The sequence below is a fragment of the Aeromonas sp. OTU364 genome, from assembly GCF_038440395.1.
GTDB lineage: Bacteria > Pseudomonadota > Gammaproteobacteria > Enterobacterales > Aeromonadaceae > Aeromonas.
This window is the reverse complement of the sequence record NZ_JASATR010000024.1, coordinates 16,133-31,802: the sequence shown is the minus strand read 5'-3', so window position 1 is coordinate 31,802 and position 15,670 is coordinate 16,133. Positions and strand designations below refer to the sequence as shown.

16 protein-coding genes are annotated in these 15,670 nt (G+C 63.6%); 6 read left to right on the top strand and 10 right to left on the bottom strand.

What is annotated here, in order from left to right:
- The first annotated feature begins 2 nt into the window (after positions 1-2).
- From AAHB08_RS19240 to AAHB08_RS19230, 3 genes are all read left to right on the top strand, one after another.
- Positions 3-593 carry a sugar O-acetyltransferase gene (locus AAHB08_RS19240; RefSeq protein ID WP_139433984.1) on the top strand — a complete coding sequence of 197 codons (591 nt, stop codon included), beginning with the start codon at positions 3-5 and terminating at the stop codon, positions 591-593.
- On the top strand, positions 590-931 hold the full coding sequence (locus tag AAHB08_RS19235) for a DUF1294 domain-containing protein (RefSeq protein WP_342059802.1): 342 nt from the start codon (positions 590-592) through the stop codon (positions 929-931). The genes AAHB08_RS19240 and AAHB08_RS19235 overlap by 4 nt, the downstream gene beginning before the upstream one ends.
- Positions 932-1,026: 95 nt before the next feature.
- A complete protein-coding gene (locus AAHB08_RS19230; protein ID WP_111873993.1) occupies positions 1,027-1,239 on the top strand; it encodes a hypothetical protein in 213 nt (70 codons plus the stop codon).
- Between the two features lie 156 nt (positions 1,240-1,395).
- Here the strand turns inward: AAHB08_RS19230 and AAHB08_RS19225 are convergent, their stop codons facing one another.
- The 4 genes from AAHB08_RS19225 to AAHB08_RS19210 form a co-directional block, all read right to left on the bottom strand.
- Positions 1,396-2,058: an FMN-binding negative transcriptional regulator gene (locus AAHB08_RS19225; RefSeq protein ID WP_342059801.1), complete on the bottom strand. Its 663-nt coding sequence runs from the start codon at positions 2,056-2,058 to the stop codon at positions 1,396-1,398.
- Positions 2,059-2,199: 141 nt separating this feature from the next.
- Positions 2,200-2,718 (bottom strand): DUF4865 family protein, encoded by a 519-nt coding sequence (locus AAHB08_RS19220; RefSeq protein ID WP_342059800.1) that lies wholly within the window; start codon positions 2,716-2,718, stop codon positions 2,200-2,202.
- 5 nt (positions 2,719-2,723) lie between these two features.
- Positions 2,724-3,116, bottom strand: coding sequence for a tautomerase family protein (locus tag AAHB08_RS19215; protein ID WP_342059799.1), 393 nt, complete (start codon positions 3,114-3,116; stop codon positions 2,724-2,726).
- Positions 3,107-3,433: a carboxymuconolactone decarboxylase family protein gene (locus tag AAHB08_RS19210; RefSeq protein ID WP_342059798.1), complete on the bottom strand. Its 327-nt coding sequence runs from the start codon at positions 3,431-3,433 to the stop codon at positions 3,107-3,109. Before AAHB08_RS19210 ends, AAHB08_RS19215 begins: the two co-directional genes overlap by 10 nt.
- Positions 3,434-3,529: 96 nt before the next feature.
- On the opposite strand from AAHB08_RS19210, the gene AAHB08_RS19205 reads away from it, so the two are divergent.
- A complete protein-coding gene (locus tag AAHB08_RS19205) occupies positions 3,530-4,420 on the top strand; it encodes a LysR substrate-binding domain-containing protein (protein WP_342059797.1) in 891 nt (296 codons plus the stop codon).
- 447 nt (positions 4,421-4,867) lie between these two features.
- On the opposite strand, the gene AAHB08_RS19195 is transcribed toward AAHB08_RS19205, so the two are convergent.
- The 6 genes from AAHB08_RS19195 to argC form a co-directional block, all read right to left on the bottom strand.
- Positions 4,868-5,395, bottom strand: a complete 528-nt coding sequence (locus AAHB08_RS19195) for an RBBP9/YdeN family alpha/beta hydrolase (RefSeq protein ID WP_342059796.1) — start codon at positions 5,393-5,395, stop codon at positions 4,868-4,870.
- Positions 5,396-5,548: 153 nt separating this feature from the next.
- Positions 5,549-6,934, bottom strand: a complete 1,386-nt coding sequence (gene argH / locus AAHB08_RS19190) for an argininosuccinate lyase (RefSeq protein ID WP_342059795.1) — start codon at positions 6,932-6,934, stop codon at positions 5,549-5,551.
- A gap of 395 nt (positions 6,935-7,329) precedes the next feature.
- Entirely contained in the window at positions 7,330-8,565 is a 1,236-nt protein-coding gene (locus tag AAHB08_RS19185) for an argininosuccinate synthase (protein WP_202047235.1), read from the bottom strand.
- Between the two features lie 54 nt (positions 8,566-8,619).
- Complete coding sequence (locus AAHB08_RS19180) at positions 8,620-9,531, bottom strand: ornithine carbamoyltransferase (RefSeq protein ID WP_162519097.1); 912 nt, start codon at positions 9,529-9,531, stop codon at positions 8,620-8,622.
- 25 nt (positions 9,532-9,556) lie between these two features.
- Positions 9,557-10,336 (bottom strand): acetylglutamate kinase, encoded by a 780-nt coding sequence (gene argB, locus AAHB08_RS19175; protein ID WP_005324857.1) that lies wholly within the window; start codon positions 10,334-10,336, stop codon positions 9,557-9,559.
- 23 nt (positions 10,337-10,359) lie between these two features.
- Positions 10,360-11,367 carry an N-acetyl-gamma-glutamyl-phosphate reductase gene (gene argC, locus AAHB08_RS19170; RefSeq protein ID WP_342059794.1) on the bottom strand — a complete coding sequence of 336 codons (1,008 nt, stop codon included), beginning with the start codon at positions 11,365-11,367 and terminating at the stop codon, positions 10,360-10,362.
- Between the two features lie 261 nt (positions 11,368-11,628).
- Here argC and argE point away from each other — a divergent pair, with 261 nt between their 5' ends.
- Positions 11,629-12,774 (top strand): acetylornithine deacetylase, encoded by a 1,146-nt coding sequence (gene argE / locus AAHB08_RS19165; RefSeq protein WP_342059793.1) that lies wholly within the window; start codon positions 11,629-11,631, stop codon positions 12,772-12,774.
- A gap of 214 nt (positions 12,775-12,988) precedes the next feature.
- Entirely contained in the window at positions 12,989-15,622 is a 2,634-nt protein-coding gene (gene ppc, locus AAHB08_RS19160) for a phosphoenolpyruvate carboxylase (protein WP_202047237.1), read from the top strand.
- Positions 15,623-15,670 lie beyond the last annotated feature (48 nt).

Genomic DNA, 15,670 nt, shown 5'->3' with positions numbered 1-15,670 from the left:
GCATGGCAAGCGACTGGGACAAGGTACTGGCGGGGGGCGCCCTGAACAGCCAGAGCGAGGAGATAGCGAACGACCGCATTCGAGGTCAGGCCCTGCTGGCGAGACTCAACGCCACACCGGCGGGGGATCACGAGGGGCGCCAGAGCCTGTGTGCCGAGCTGTTCGGCCACTGCCCCGACTCCTGCTGGATAAGCTCCCCCTTCATCTGCGAGTTTGGCCGCAACATCCATCTGGGGGAGAAGACCTTCTTCAACTTCAACGTCACCATACTGGACGTGGGCGAGGTGCACATCGGCAGCCATGTGCTGCTGGCCCCCAACGTGCAGATCTACACCGCCACCCACACCATGGACTATCTGGAGCGCCGCAACTGGACCGCCTACAACAAGCCGGTGCGCATCGGCGATGACTGCTGGATTGGCGGCGGCGCCATCATCTGCCCCGGCGTCACCATAGGGCCGCGCTCCATCATAGGCGCAGGGGCCGTGGTGACCCGCGACATACCGGCGGACTCCCTGGCGGTGGGCAACCCGGCCCGGGTGATCCGCACCCTCAGCCCGGACGCGCCCCGGGATCCGGCGCTGCTGTCATGATGGCCCTGGCCCTGCTGCCCCTGATCTGGGCCGCCTGGCTCGGCATTGAGGAGGCCAACTGGTGGCCGCTGGCCCTGATCACCACCATGAGCCTGCTCACAGTGCTGGCCTACGCCCACGACAAGCGCCAGGCCATTCGCGGCGGCTGGCGCATCCCGGAATCCCGCCTGCACCTGCTGGAGCTGCTCGGCGGCTGGCCCGGCGCCCTGGTGGCCCGCCACTGGCTGCGCCACAAGACCCAGAAGGGGAGCTACCGGTTGAGGTTCTGGGCCATAGTGCTGCTGCACCTCGGCCTGTGGGGGCTCTGGATCAGCCGGCCGCTCTGGCAGGGGCTCTGAACCACCAGGCGGGCATTGCCGCCCAGGGGCGGGTATGAGACAACGGGAGACCGGGAGGTGCTCTCTCCCGTTCAGGCATAGGCAAGGAGTCATTCATGAGTCTGTGGACAGGCATAGTCCTGATCGTCTTTATCAGCGTGCTGTTTGGCTATCTCGGCAAGCGCGCCCGCTACCAGCTGGGGGATGTCCGCATCACGGATCGCCTCGGCAAGCAGGATCTCATCATCAAGGAGTTGCAGGAGCGGGTCGCCAACCTGGAGGCCATAGTGCTGGAGCAGGAGAAGCGCCGCCCCTTCGACGAGCTATAAAAATACCGCCTCGTACACGGCTGGAAAGGGGCGACCCGGCATAGCCCCTTTCAACGACAAGCCAAGGCAGGGGCGCGGGCGCGGCAATAAAAGAAACGGCAACCTTGGTTGCCGTTTCCTTTGTTCGCTCTCACCCCGGACTCCGGGGCGGCGCGGCTAGTCTGCCGCAGGCGCCACGGCCCCCGCCATGGCCGCTGGCATGCTCTCTTGCATGGCCTTGGCCAGCGCCTCCCCGCCCCGCTCACGGGCCCCCTGGATGGCGCCCTCCCTGTCTTCTTTCTCCTTGTTCTGGCTCAGCTTGAACTTGCCGACCAGCCGATCGATCTCGATCTCTATGCCCACCACGGCCTGCACCATGGCTTCGAGATAGTCTCTCGGCGCATCCGCCATCTTCCAGGGAGCGGGCTCTTCAGCCTCCTGGGTCCGGGTCAGGGTGGCGAGCAGGCGGCGCACGAAGCGGGCATCGTCCCGCACCCGGATGCGGCCATGGGCATGCACCACGGCATAGTTCCAGGTGGGCACCTGTTTGTGGTGCGCCTGCTTGCTCGGATACCAGTTGGGGGAGATATAGCCCTCGGCGGCCCTGAAGATCACCAGCACTTCCTGCCCCTCCTTCACCTCCTGCCAGAGCGGGTTGTTGCGCGCCACATGGGCCCGCAAGATCCCATGCTCCCCCTCATCGGCATCGAACTCGAACGGCAGGTGGTTGGCATCCAGCCCCTGCTCGCCAGAGGTGACCAGGGCCCCCAGGGGGTGGGCCTGCATCAGCCGATGCAAAGAGGCGGGGTCGGTGGCGGCGAAATGGGGTGGCAGGTACATGCAGGCTCCTTTATCCGTGGTGGTGTGTCCGTACTAAACCCGTCGAGATGATCCCATGGCGGGAGAGCATCATCTCGAGTTTGCCTGCCGATCGCCACCGAAGAAAGCCTTGGCCGCCAGCGGAGAACAGCGGCCACCCGCTCAGGGCAAAAGACTCCCTTTGGCCAGGTAGCCGATGTGATAGGCATCGGCCCCTGCCGGCATCGCCTGTGGGAGCGATGGCAAGAGATCCACCTCCAGCCACTGCCAGCGGGAAAGATCCCAGCCGCTCACCATGGCCCCGGAGTGCAGCTCGGCCAGGCAGGCATGGGGGGCAATGGCAGTGCGCCGCAAGATGGCCACCCTGGCCCGCTCGAGATCCTCCATCTGCGGGGCTGACAGCAGATGCCAAGTCTCGATATGGGGCCAGCCGAAATGCCTGGTGAGCGCAGCAAAGCCTTCGCTTGCCAGGAATCGGTGCATCGCCTCGGCGCTTTGCCACACATAGAAGGGGGCATAGCGGTTCTCCCGGCATGGCAGTGCGGCCTCGTCATGGCGGACATAGAGATAGGCCTTGAACAGCAAGCCGGGGAAGCCGTCGAGTCTGGCCCCATTGCTGGCAATCCGCGCCTCGATGAGCCCCATGTCGTAGTCTGCGGGCAGGGTGAATCTGTAGTGCATGGCGATCATATGGCCACCCCCAGCCGGAACATCAGACCCCGTCCGAAGCTCCACTCCTCGCTGCCGTTTTGCTGGATCACCACCATGAGGTTGTCGGGATGGATCCCCAGCTCCCCATGCAGGCGCTCGGCGAGCCGCTCATAGAGCCGCTCCTTGACCTCAGTGCTGCGTGGCTTCCCCGCCAGGATCTGGAAGAGGATGAAGTCGCCGTCCCGGCGGCCGGTCTGGTAGTGGGGGTGATAGACGAGCGCCTTGGCAGGCAGGATCTCCAGGATCTGGAACTTGTCCTCCGGCGGCACCTCGAACACCTCCACCAGGGTCTGGTGATAGAGCGCGGAGAGCTGCTGCAGGCGCGCGTCGCTCATCCCCTCGCGCACTGTGATGCGGGTCAACGGCATGGGCTGGCCTCCTCGCGGGCGGGCAGCAGGCTCACTGCGGTGACAGCGGCGGGCAAGCCGGCGTAGAAGGCGAGATGGGTGAACAGCTCCTCCAGCTGATCCCGTGTCAGGCCGTTTTGCTGGGCGAACGTGATGTGCCACGGCAGTTGTTGCACCCGCCCCAGCGACGCCAGTATGGCCAGGGTGATCAGGCTGCGCTCGCGGGCTGACAGGGCCGGCCTCTGCCAGATATCCCCAAACAGCGTGTCTTCCGCCAGTTGGGACAGTCTCGGCGCCACCAGCGCCAGGTCGTCACGATCAAGAACAGGATGGGTCATGGCAATCTCCTTGGATGGTGAAGCCACTCTCTCCCACTGCTACAATTTAGAAAATCGAAATATCAAAGACCATCCATCCCGATTATCAGGACAATTATGACACCCATTCCCCTGAACCTGGACCTCGATGCCCTGCGCAGCTATGTCGTCGGCATGGAGTGCGGCAACTTTGCGCTGGCGGCGCAGCGGCTGTGTCGTTCCACCTCGGCGGTCAGCGCCCAGTTGAAAAAACTCGAGCAGCAATGCGGCACGGCGCTGGTCGCTCGCAGCGGGCGCCACCTGGTCCCGACCCCCCAGGGCGAGCTGCTGCTGGGCTATGGGAAACGGCTGCTGGATCTCAATGACGAGGCCGTGCGCGCCCTCAAGGGGGAGCTGTTGCAAGGGGAGATCAGGCTGGGGGTACAGGAGGACTTTGGCGAATCTTTGCTGCCGGCTGTGCTGGGGCCCTTCTGTCGCCTGCATCCCGGGCTTCGCATGACGACCCGCATCGATCGCAATGGGCCGCTGACAAAGGGGATCAAGGAGGGCAGCCTCGACATGGCCCTGACCTGGCAGCCACAGGATGAAGGCCTGGATGCCCGGCTCATCGATCTGGTGCCACTGCAGTGGATAGCGCACCCGGACTGGGAGCTCGCCCCTCTGCTGGCACGGGGGGAGCCTCTGCCCCTGGTGCTCTTCGATGCCCCCTGCCTGATGCGATCACGGGCCACCCGGGCCCTCGACGAGGCCGGGATCCCCTGGCGCATCGCCTTCACCAGCCAGAGTCTAGGGGGGATCTGGGCGGCCTTGCAGGCAGGGCTCGGGCTCACGGTGCGATCTACCATCGGCATGCCGGCCAGTCTGGTGACCCTCTGCAGCGTGCTGCCGTCACCGGGCACATTGGGGGTCGCCCTGCTCAGCGCCAACCACCAATCCAGCGAGGCCGAGCGCCAGTTGCAGGCACTGCTTCTCGACGCCGTGCATCGGGCCAGTGCCCGCAAGGGCTGAGAAGACTTGCTGCCATAGCTGCGGGCCTCGCCCCTGTCGCTATTGCCCAGAGCCATCACCGCCCCCAGCCTGTCTCCCACCTCCTGGTGCTGACTCGGCTTGAACTTGCCAACCAGGGGGTCGATCTCTGTCTCCACCCCTACCACGACCTCGATATAGTCTCGCGGTGCATCCGCCATCTTCCAGAGAGCGGGCGCACATCAGCTCGTGCATGGCCTCGGGATGGGGGGCTTCGAAGTGAGGGGAAGAGACATGACGGCTCCCTGGACAATGGCAGGCCCGCGATCCGCACGGGCAACATGGGCAACATCGGCACTGATACTCTCCCACAGCCAGGGAGATACCTCACCCGATGATGGTTAAGATGGCTCTCCTGGACGAAGCAGGGGAGAGACCAGGTTCTCCCTCCCATGGCTGATGACAGCGATGCAACTATATGCGCCGCACTCAGGACAGGGTCAGCGTATTTAGCAAGTCATGACCCGCTGGCCAGGAACCCAGCCCGCTGGCGCCATTGATATGACCGGCTTCGCCAACATTGACCAGCTCACTCCCCCAGACGGCCGCACACTGCTCTGCATAGGCGATTGCGCCATAGGGATCATCGGTACTGGCAATGACCATGGAGGCGAATGGCAGAGCCTTCCGTGGCAGTGGCGCGAATCCCGTCGCCTGCGCTGGAAAGTTCGGGCCTTGCGGATTGGGCACCGCAACCAGCAAGGCCCCCTTGATCTTTAACGTCGTCTGCGCCGCCCAATGGGCAACCAGCAGACAGGCCAGGCTATGGGCAACCAAAATCGTCTCTTCCCCATGGTGCTTGACGCTGGCCTCCAGTGACGCCACCCAGTCGGCACAATGAGGGCTGTCCCAATCACGCTGCTCGACGCGCACATAATGGGGGTTGGCTTGCTCCCAGTGACTCTGCCAATGGTCTGCTCCCGAATTTCCGATCCCGGGCAATATCAGTACTGTCATGCTGCAATTTTCCTTTTGCGACTCAAGCCCACTCATGCTCTATGGCAGTGCCAACGCTCAGATGGCGGCTCGCCATATGAGCTGAAGGAACCTCAAGGCAGTAAAACGGCAACCATAGGGTTGCCGTTGTTCACTCGTCCGGGCAGGTTCGACTCAGCCCGCCCGCTTGGCCAGCCAGGCTTCGGCGGCGGTGAGGGCCGCGTCTATCTGCTCCCGGGCGACACCGCCCTTGGCGACCCGCTTGGCCAGGGTGGCTTCCAGCTCCAGGTTCGGATAGACATCCTCCCCCACCACAGGGCTGAAACGCTGGAACTCAGGCAAAGAGAGCTCTTCCAGCGGCTTCTTCACGCCGATGGCGTAGACCACGGTCTCGCCGACAATATGGTGCGCCTCGCGGAAGGGGATCCCCTTGGCCACTAGGTAATCCGCCAGTTCGGTGGCGTTGGCGTAGCCACCCTGGGCCGCCGCCTTGGTGCGCTCGCCATTGACCTTCAGATCGATCAGCACCAGGGCCGCCATGTCGAGGCAGTCGTGCCAGGTGTCGAGGGCGTCGAACAACCCTTCCTTGTCTTCCTGCATGTCCTTGTTGTAGGCCAGCGGCAGCGCCTTGAGGCTCATCAGCATGCCCATCTGGGCACCGACCACCCGCCCGGTCTTGCCACGGATCAGCTCCAGCGCATCCGGGTTCTTCTTCTGGGGCATCAGGGAGGAGCCGGAGGTGACTGCATCGGAGAGCTCCACGAAGCCCGCCTCGCCGGTGTTGTAGAAGATAAGATCTTCCGCAAAGCGCGACAGGTGCGCCATGGACAGCGACGCCACGTGCATCAGCTCCACCACGTGATCCCGATCCGACACAGAATCCAGGCTGTTGCGGGTGGCGCCGCCGAAGCCCATGTCGAGCGCCAGCGCCTCCCGGTCGATGGCGTAGGCGGTGCCCGCCAGGGCGCCGCAGCCGAGGGGGCTGGTGTCGAGGCGCTTCAGGGCATCCTGCAGGCGGGAGTAATCCCGCTCAAGCATCTCCACATAGGCCAAGGCCCAGTGGGCGAAGGTGACCGGCTGGGCCCGCTGCAAATGGGTGTAACCGGGCAGCACGGCAGCCTGGTTGGCACGGGCAGAGGCGACCAGCCCCTGTTGCAGCGCCGTGATGGAGCCGAGCAGCAGCTCGCCCTGCGCCTTGCACCAGAGTTTGAGGTCGGTGGCGACCTGATCGTTGCGCGAGCGACCGGTGTGCAGCTTCTTGCCCAGGGTGCCGACGGCATCGATGAGCTTGCCCTCGACCCAGGAGTGGATGTCTTCGGCGTCCGAGCTCAGGATCTGTTGGGGATCCTGCTGCACCGAGGCGAGCAGCACCTCCATCGCCTGTTGCAGCTTGCCCTGCTCATCGGCGGTCAACACACCCACCTTCACCAGCGCACGGGCCCAGGCCATGGAGCCCTGAATATCCTGCTCCGCCAGCCGGTAATCGAACCGCAGCGAATCGTTGAACTGCTTGAACCTGCTATCGGCTCCCTGACTGAAGCGTCCACCCCAAAGTGCCATACTGCTCTCCTTGAATGCGTTGTCGGCGGCGCCTTGCGCCGTCGAGCTTGAAATCGTGCCCTGTTTATCTGCATGACAGTGCGGTAGCGAGCGATGTTGCTGCTGTTACATCAAGTAACTGCGAACCGGTTCCCTCTCCCTTTGGGAGAGGGCCAGGGTGAGGGCAATTTCCCCCTCATCCCCAACCCTTCCCCCGCAAGGGGAGAAGGGGGCAAAGCACACCCCTCATTGAAAGCCGCCCCTGTTATCTCACAGACGCGGCCCGGGCGCTGCCGCTCTTGTCACAGCTCATCGGTTATCCTTCCCCCGCTTACAGCCGAGGGAATCCGGTCGCCGCTTATAAGTGAGGGGGCCAAGCCCCCTCACCGGTTTTCTGCGGCTTGAAACCTCGAGGGTTAGCCGTGGGTGTGATCACCACCGATGGCCTGATGCTGCTCCTTCATGGCGCGGATCCGGCTCGCCAGGGTGTAGAGACGGATAAAGCCTTCGGCATGGCTCTGGTCGTACACTTCGTCGGCGCCGAAGGTGGCGAAGTCTTCGGAGTAGAGGCTGTTCGGCGACTTCTTCTGCACCGCGGTGACCTGACCCTTGTACATCTTCAGCACCACTTCACCGTCGAGATCCTCGGCGATGGCGTTGGCGGAGGCGACAATGGCCTTGCACAGCGGGGTGAACCAGCGACCGTCATAGACCAGGTGGGAGAACTCGGCACCCAGCTTCTCGCGCCAGGCGCGGGTCGGGCGATCCAAGACCAGCTCTTCCACGGCGCGCAGCGCGGCGACCATGACGGTACCACCCGGGGTCTCGTAGCAGCCGCGGGACTTCATGCCCACCATGCGGTTTTCGGTGATGTCGATGCGACCCACGCCGTGCTTGCCGGCACGCTCGTTCAGGGTCATCAGGATCTGGTGCGGGGTCAGCGGCTGGTCGTCAACGGCGACCACTTCGCCCTGGGCCACGGTCAGCTTGACGTATTCCGGCTCGTTCGGTGCCTGCTCGGCGGAGACAGTCCACTGCCAGACCGCTTCGGACGGCTCGTTCCAGGTGCTCTCCAGCTCGCCACCCTCGGTGGAGATGTGCCAGGCGTTGGCATCGCGGCTGTAGATCTTCTTCAGGGTCGCCTTGCAGGGGATGTTGCGGGCTTCCAAATAGGCCAGCAGATCTTCCCGGGAGCGCATGTCCCACAGACGCCAGGGGGCGATGACCTTCAGCTGGGGGGCCAGAGCGGCCACGGCGCCTTCGAAACGCACCTGATCGTTGCCCTTGCCGGTACAGCCGTGGGAGATGGCGTCGGCCCCTTCCGCCAGGGCCGCTTCCACCATCGCCTTGGCGATGATGGGACGGGCCATGGAGGTGCCCAGCAGGTAGGTGCCTTCGTAGACGGCGCCTGTCTTCAGGGTCGGATAGACGTACTCTTTGACGAACTCTTCCCGCAGATCCTTGACGATGCACTTGGTGGCGCCGGAGGCGAGGGCTTTTTGCTCGATCCCTTCCAGATCGTCACGCTCCTGGCCCACGTCGGCGACGAAGGCGATGATCTCCGCATCGTAGTTCTCTTTGAGCCAGGGAATGATGGCCGAGGTATCCAGTCCGCCCGAGTAAGCCAGTACGATCTTGTTGATTCCGCTCATTTACTTCTCTCCGTGATGATTCGATAAGGTTGTGATTCAGGGTCGGTCGCCGGCTTATTTATGACCCAACAGCGTCAGCAGCACGGCATTCTGGATATGCATCCGGTTTTCTGCCTCATCCATGATGAGGGAGGCTGGTCCGTCCATGACCTCCGAGGTGATCTCCAGCTCCCGATGCGCCGGCTGACAATGCAGCACGTGGGCGATCCCGGTGCGATCGAGCAGGGCCTGGTTGATCTGATAAGGCATGAAGATATCTTTTACCTGCTCCATTGGTGTGTTGTCACCCATGGAAACCCAGGTGTCGGTATAAACCACGTCGAAGCCTTCGATGGCGCCCACGTCATCGCTGATGTTGATGTGCGCGCCAGATTGCGCCGCCAGCGCCTGGGCCTGCAGGAAGATCTGGGTATCCGGGCCATGGCCCTTGGGGCAGACCAGGGTCACGTCGGTGCCGAGGGTCGCCCCCAGCAGCAGCAGGGAGTGGCTGACGTTGTTGCCATCGCCCAGATACGCCAGCTTCACCTTGGACAGATCCGCATAGTGCTCGCTGATGGTCATGAAGTCCGCCAGCCCCTGGCAGGGGTGGTAGAGGTTGCACAGGCTGTTCACCACCGGCACAGAACCATGCTCCGCCAGCTCGACCAGGGTCTGGTGATCGAACACCCGCGCGACGATGGCGTCACACCAGCGCGACAGGTTGGCGGCGAAATCCTTCACCGACTCCCGCTTGCCGAGCGCGCCGTTCTGCTGATCCAGGTAGACGCTGTGACCGCCCAGCCGGGCGATGCCGATGTCGAAGGTGACCCGGGTGCGCAGGGAGGGTTTCTCGAACAGGGTGACCACGCTCTTGCCTGCCAGCGCCTGGCCGTACTTCTTGGGGTCCGCCTTGACCGATTTGCCCAGGGCGATCAGCGCCTCTATCTGGGCCTTGCTCAAGTCGCTGTCTTTCAGAAGATGTTGCATCGGATGTTCCTTTTTCCGGCCAGGGTTAGAGGGTGACTTGGGTGCCGACGGCGCCGCCCGCCAGCAGCTTGAGCAGTTGGTCCGGATAGCGCCAGCTGGCGACACAGACTGGCTTGCCCAGGGTCTCGGCGGCATGCAGGGCGGCCTTCACCTTGACCGCCATGCCATCGCGAATCACGCCCTTCTCCATCAGGTCCAGCGCGCTCTGTTTGTCCAACTGCGGCACCAGCTTGCCCTTGCCATCCAGGATGCCGCTCACATCCGACAGCATCACCAGATCGGCGCCCAGCGCCTCGGCAATCGCCGTGGCCGCCTGATCCGCGTTGACGTTCATCAGCTGGCCGTCGGCGGTGATGCCGATGGAGCTCACCACCGGCAGAAAGCCCTGCCCCAGGATCCCGGCCACCAGCGCCGGGTTGCCCGGCTGGCAGTCACCGACGGCGCCGAGATCCGGATCGAGCTGGGTCACCTGGCACAGGCCGCCGTCGGCGAGACAGAGCCCCACGGCAGGGATGCCGGTGGCGATGGCCTTGGCCATCATCATCTTGTTCGCGGTACCCGCCAGGGCCCCGGCGATGAAGGGGATCTGCTCGAACGGGGTGACCCGCAGGCCGTTCTTCTTGGTGGAGGTCATCCCCAGCCCCTTGAGCAGGTCATCCACCAGGCAGCCACCACCGTGCACCAGCACCAGGGGACGGTGCTGATCGTCCAGGAAGGTTTTCAGGGTGGCGAACAGGGCGGTCAGGGCCTCGTCGTTCTCGATCAGGGCGCCGCCCAACTTGATTACCAGCGTCTGCTTGTCCATCTTCTCGATCCTTCCTTAAAGCGTTAAATCAGGCCGGTGGCCGGTTCAAAACCAAACTTGATATTTATGCACTGCATCGCCTGGGAGGCGGCGCCCTTGAGCAGGTTGTCGATGGCGGACACCACCACCAGCATGTTGCCCTGCTGCTGCCAGGCGAGGTCGCAGTAAGGGGTATTGGCCACGCCACGGATGGAGGGCATCTGGCCGGTGAGGCGCACCAGGGGCTTGCCTTCATAGGCCTTGAGATAGGCTTGATCCACCTGGGTCTGCGTCACCCCGTCCGCCAGTTGCACATAGATGGTGGCCAGGATGCCCCGCACATAGTTGCCAAGGTGGGGCTGGAACAGCACCCCCTTGCCCAGGTGGTGGCTGATCTCCGGCTGGTGTCTGTGATTGAAGGTGCCATAGGGGCTCAGGCTCACTTCACAGAAGCTGGTGTTGATGGCGGCCTTGCGACCGGCCCCGGAGACACCGGACACCGCGTTGATGATGGGCTGCCATCCCTCGGCAATCAGACCGGCCTGCTGCAGCGGCTTGAGGCCGCAGAGGGACGCGGTCGGGTAGCAGCCGGGTACCGCAATCAGCTGGGCGGCGGCAATGGCATCGGCATTCCACTCCGCCAGACCGTAGACGGCCTGGTCCAGCCACTGCTCACTCTCATGGGTGAAGCCGTAGAAGGAGGCGTAGAACCCCTGATCCTTGACCCGGAAGGCGCCGGAGAGATCGAACACCGGCAGCCCTTTGGCCAGGAACTTGGGGGCGAGCTCGGCGCTCACCTCATGGGCGGTGGCCAGCAGCACCAGGTCGGCCTGGGTCAGGATCCGGGTCATGCCGTCCTCGTCCAGCGGCAGCAGCGGCTGATCCAGCTCACCGACCCACTGGGGATGCAGGGAAGAGAAACGCTTGTGGGCGTCCTGGCTGCCGGCGGAGACATAGAGGCCGAACAGCTTGAGCTCTGGATGGTTCTGGACCAGTGCGGCCAGTTCGGCCCCCGCGTAGCCACTGGCACCGACGATAACGGTATTGAGCATGTTTGAGTATTCCAAGTCTGGGTTCGAAATTCACAGCGTGGTGCTGCGGTGCAAGGGGTCGGCTATCGCCCCTTAGATGCAACGAGTGCGGAGGGGCAATTCAGGCGGATATGCGTCGTCGGTTACAGATCAGGTGACAGAACATTAACTTTCCCTTACAACTAGAAGCCTTGTTGATGAGCACTCGAACAGAATATTCATGCACTCACTTTGCATTTGTATTTTCTAACAGAAACACTCCGGGGACGCAAGGAGGAGCTGATGGCCAATCTGGATTTTTTTTCACTTTATAAGAATATTATTGCGATTCCCTCAATCAGCAGCACGGATCCCCGCTGGGATCAGAGCAATGAGGCGGTGATCCGGCTGCTGGCCGACTGGTTCGGCCAGCTCGGATTCCAGTGCGAGGTGACGGCGCTACCCGACCTGCCTGGCAAGTTCAACCTGGTGGCCACCTATGGTCAGGGGGAAGGGGGCCTGCTGCTGGCGGGTCACACCGATACTGTGCCGTTCGACGAGGGGGGCTGGAGCAAGGATCCCTTCAAGGTGACCGAGGAGGGCAACCGCCTGTACGGGCTCGGCACCATCGATATGAAGGGCTTCTTCGCCTTCATCGTGGAGGCGCTGAAAGATATCGATCTCACCACCCTCAGCAAGCCGCTGCGCATCCTGGCCACCGCCGACGAGGAGACCACCATGGCGGGGGCCCGTGCCATTGCCGCGGCCGCCGAACTGAAACCCGACTATGCGGTGATAGGTGAACCCACCGGCCTGGTGCCCGTGGTGGCTCACAAGGGGCACATGTCGGAGGCGATCCGCATCACGGGCAAGAGCGGCCACAGCTCGGATCCCGCCAACGGCGTCAACGCCATGGAGATCATGCACCAGGCCATGGGCCAGGTGCTCAAACTGCAGCGAGATCTCAAGGATCGCTACGCCGACCACCGCTTCGCGGTGCCGCAACCCACGCTGAACCTCGGCTACATCCAGGGGGGCGACAGCCCGAACCGCATCTGCGGCTGCTGCGAGCTGCACATCGACATGCGCCCCACCCCCCAGGTGGGCCCCGACGAGCTGATGGGCATGCTCAAAGAAGCCCTCTCCCCCATCGAGATCCATCAGCCGGGCTGCCTGCACCTGCAGCACCTGCACGAGCCCATTCCGGCCTATGCCTGCGAGGATGACTCGGATCTGGTACGCGAGGCCGAGAAGGCGAGCGGCCGCGCCGCGCAATCCGTGAACTATTGCACCGAGGCCCCCTTTATTCAGCAGCTTGGCTGCGAGACCATAGTGATGGGCCCGGGCCATATCACCCAGGCCCATCAGCCGGACGAGTATCTGGATCTGTCGTTCGTCAAGCCGACCACGGCGGTGCTGCAGCACCTGATCCGGCGTTTCTGCGTCTAGCTCGACGGGAATGTAAGTAAGTTACATGACATGCCGGGACGGGACAGGTGAGGGAAATACATGTTCTGAATCGGCTTGTTATTTGACCTTGCGCAGACAATCTGGGTAGATTGTCCCCCTAAGATGACGGAGCATATGTTGTAATCGCACAACAATAAGTGAGGTCGCCTCCCGCCTGGAAGGTCAGGGGGCACCAACAAAATAAGGATGTGGAATGAACGAAAAGTACGCCGCACTACGGGCCAACGTAGGCATGTTGGGCCAACTGCTGGGCAAGTCCATCAAGGATCATCAGGGGCAGGCCTTCCTCGACAAGATTGAGACCATTCGTCAACTGGCCAAGTCTTCCCGCAAGGGGAACGAGGCAGACAGAGAGCGCCTGCTCGAGACCCTGCGCACCCTCTCCGATGACGAGCTGCTGCCGGTGGCCCGCGCCTTCAGCCAGTTCCTCAACCTTGCGAACGTGGCGGAGCAGTTCCACACCATCTCTCGCCGCTGCGAAGAGCAGGTCTGCACCCCGGATCCCCTGGAGCAGATGTTCGCCAAGCTCAAGGCGTCCAACCTCTCCCAGGAAGCCATCATCCAGGCGGTGCGCGAGCTGGACATCGATCTGGTGCTGACCGCACACCCCACAGAGGTGACCCGTCGTACCCTGATCCACAAGCACGTCCAGCTCAACGACTGCCTGGAAGCGCTGGAGCTCTCCGATCTGCTGCCCCGCGAGCGGGACAAGATCCTCAATCGCATCGAACAGCTGGTCAATCAGGCCTGGCACACCAACGAGATCCGTGAGCAGCGCCCGACCCCGGTGGACGAGGCCAAGTGGGGCTTCGCCGTGGTGGAAAACAGCCTGTGGCCGGCCATTCCCGAATTCATGCGCAACCTGGACGAGCGTCTGCAACACCACCTGGGTGTGCGACTGCCCCTGGATGCCGCGCCGGTCAAGTTCACCTCCTGGATGGGCGGTGACCGCGACGGCAACCCCTTCGTCACCGCCAAGGTGACTGCCGAGGTACTGGAGCTGGGCCGCTGGATGGCGGTCAACCTCTTCTACAAAGACATCAAGGAGCTCACCTCCGAGCTCTCCATGTCCGATTGCACCGACGCCGTGCGCGCCCGGGTCGGTGACAACCCCGAGCCCTACCGCGCCCTGGTGCGCGAGTTGCGCGAGCAGCTGCGCGAGACCCAGGAGTTCCTCACCGCCAAGGTGCAGGGTCAGGCGAGCGAGAGCCGCGATCTCATCAAGAGCACCGCCCAGCTGCGCGAGCCGCTGGAGCTCTGCTACCACTCCCTGCACGCCTGCGGCATGGGCAACATCGCCGACGGCATGCTGCTGGACGTGCTGCGCAAGCTGGCCTGCTTCGGCATCCATCTGGTCAAGCTGGATATCCGCCAGGACGGCGAGCGTCACGGTCAGGTCTTCTCCGAGCTGACCCGCTACCTCGGCATGGGGGACTACGCCGAGTGGAGCGAGGACGACAAGCAGGCCTTCCTGCTCAACGAGCTGAACTCCCGCCGCCCGCTGATCCCCACCGACTGGGCACCGAGCGACGAGACCCGCGAGACCATAGACACCTGCCGGGTGATCGCCGGTCACGACCCGGATGCGTTCGGCATCTACATCATCTCCATGGCCGGTGCACCCTCCGACGTGCTGGCGGTGCAGCTGTTGCTGAAAGAGGCAGGCTGCAAGTTCCGCATGCCGGTGGCGCCGCTGTTCGAGACCCAGGAAGATCTGATGGCGGGCACCGCCGTGATGGATCGCCTGCTGTCGGTGGACTGGTATCGCGGTTACATCCAGGGTCGCCAGTACGTGATGATCGGCTACTCGGATTCCGCCAAGGACGCGGGCATGATGGCCGCCGGCTGGGCCCAGTACGCCGCCATGGAATCCCTGGTGGGGCTGGCTGAAGCCAACAACATCCGCCTCACCCTGTTCCATGGCCGTGGCGGCACCGTGGGTCGCGGCGGCGCCCCCGCCCATCAGGCGATCCTGTCCCAACCGCCGGGATCCCTGCGCGGCGGCCTGCGGGTCACCGAACAGGGGGAGATGATCCGCTTCAAGTTCGGTCTGCCCAAGGTCGCCATCCACAGCCTGAACCTCTACACCAGCGCCGTGCTGGAGGGGAACCTGCTGCCGCCGCCCAAGCCCAAGGAGTGCTGGCGCGCCGTGATGGAGCAGCTGGCCACCGTCTCCTGCGATCACTACCGCAGTATAGTGCGCGGCCACCCGGACTTCGTGCCCTACTTCCGCGCCGCCACCCCGGAGATGGAGCTCGGCAAGCTGCCGCTCGGTTCCCGTCCCGCCAAGCGCAAGCCCAACGGCGGCGTCGAGAGCCTGCGCGCCATCCCCTGGATCTTCGCCTGGACCCAGAACCGTCTGATGCTGCCGGCCTGGCTCGGGGCCCACAAGGGGCTGCAGCAGGCCATAGATGACGGCCAGAAGAGCGTGCTGGACGAGATGAGCCGCCAGTGGCCCTTCTTCCGCACCCGTCTCGAGATGCTGGAGATGGTGTTCCTGAAAGCCGACCTCTGGCTGGCGGAGTACTACGACACCCGTCTGGTACCGCAAGAGCTGTGGGCCCTCGGCAAGCAGCTGCGTCAGGAGCTTGCCGACTCCATCCAGGTGGTGCTGGAGCTGCGCCCGCAGGGAGACCTGCTGGACGACCAGCCCTGGATCAAGGAGTCCATCAAGCTGCGCAACCCCTACACAGACCCGCTCAACGTGCTGCAGGTCGAGCTGCTTGGCCGCTCGCGCAAGAACCCTGAGACCCTGCACCCCGAGCTGGATCAGGCGCTGATGGTCACCATCGCCGGCATAGCCGCGGGCATGCGCAACACGGGTTGATGGCCGGGCTATCCAGCTTCATTTCCTGACATAAAAGGGCGCCTATAT

What these genes read in the sequence shown, in the direction of transcription:
- AAHB08_RS19180 (WP_162519097.1), bottom strand. Translation starts at nt 9,531, where the DNA reads ATGCAACATCTTCTGAAAGACAGCGACTTGAGCAAGGCCCAGATAGAG.
- AAHB08_RS19225 (WP_342059801.1), bottom strand. Translation starts at nt 2,058, where the DNA reads ATGTACCTGCCACCCCATTTCGCCGCCACCGACCCCGCCTCTTTGCAT.
- AAHB08_RS19240 (WP_139433984.1), top strand. Translation starts at nt 3, where the DNA reads ATGGCAAGCGACTGGGACAAGGTACTGGCGGGGGGCGCCCTGAACAGC.
- AAHB08_RS19185 (WP_202047235.1), bottom strand. Translation starts at nt 8,565, where the DNA reads ATGAGCGGAATCAACAAGATCGTACTGGCTTACTCGGGCGGACTGGAT.
- AAHB08_RS19235 (WP_342059802.1), top strand. Translation starts at nt 590, where the DNA reads ATGATGGCCCTGGCCCTGCTGCCCCTGATCTGGGCCGCCTGGCTCGGC.
- argE (WP_342059793.1), top strand. Translation starts at nt 11,629, where the DNA reads ATGGCCAATCTGGATTTTTTTTCACTTTATAAGAATATTATTGCGATT.
- AAHB08_RS19230 (WP_111873993.1), top strand. Translation starts at nt 1,027, where the DNA reads ATGAGTCTGTGGACAGGCATAGTCCTGATCGTCTTTATCAGCGTGCTG.
- argC (WP_342059794.1), bottom strand. Translation starts at nt 11,367, where the DNA reads ATGCTCAATACCGTTATCGTCGGTGCCAGTGGCTACGCGGGGGCCGAA.
- AAHB08_RS19205 (WP_342059797.1), top strand. Translation starts at nt 3,530, where the DNA reads ATGACACCCATTCCCCTGAACCTGGACCTCGATGCCCTGCGCAGCTAT.
- AAHB08_RS19220 (WP_342059800.1), bottom strand. Translation starts at nt 2,718, where the DNA reads ATGCACTACAGATTCACCCTGCCCGCAGACTACGACATGGGGCTCATC.
- AAHB08_RS19210 (WP_342059798.1), bottom strand. Translation starts at nt 3,433, where the DNA reads ATGACCCATCCTGTTCTTGATCGTGACGACCTGGCGCTGGTGGCGCCG.
- AAHB08_RS19195 (WP_342059796.1), bottom strand. Translation starts at nt 5,395, where the DNA reads ATGACAGTACTGATATTGCCCGGGATCGGAAATTCGGGAGCAGACCAT.
- argB (WP_005324857.1), bottom strand. Translation starts at nt 10,336, where the DNA reads ATGGACAAGCAGACGCTGGTAATCAAGTTGGGCGGCGCCCTGATCGAG.
- AAHB08_RS19215 (WP_342059799.1), bottom strand. Translation starts at nt 3,116, where the DNA reads ATGCCGTTGACCCGCATCACAGTGCGCGAGGGGATGAGCGACGCGCGC.
- ppc (WP_202047237.1), top strand. Translation starts at nt 12,989, where the DNA reads ATGAACGAAAAGTACGCCGCACTACGGGCCAACGTAGGCATGTTGGGC.
- argH (WP_342059795.1), bottom strand. Translation starts at nt 6,934, where the DNA reads ATGGCACTTTGGGGTGGACGCTTCAGTCAGGGAGCCGATAGCAGGTTC.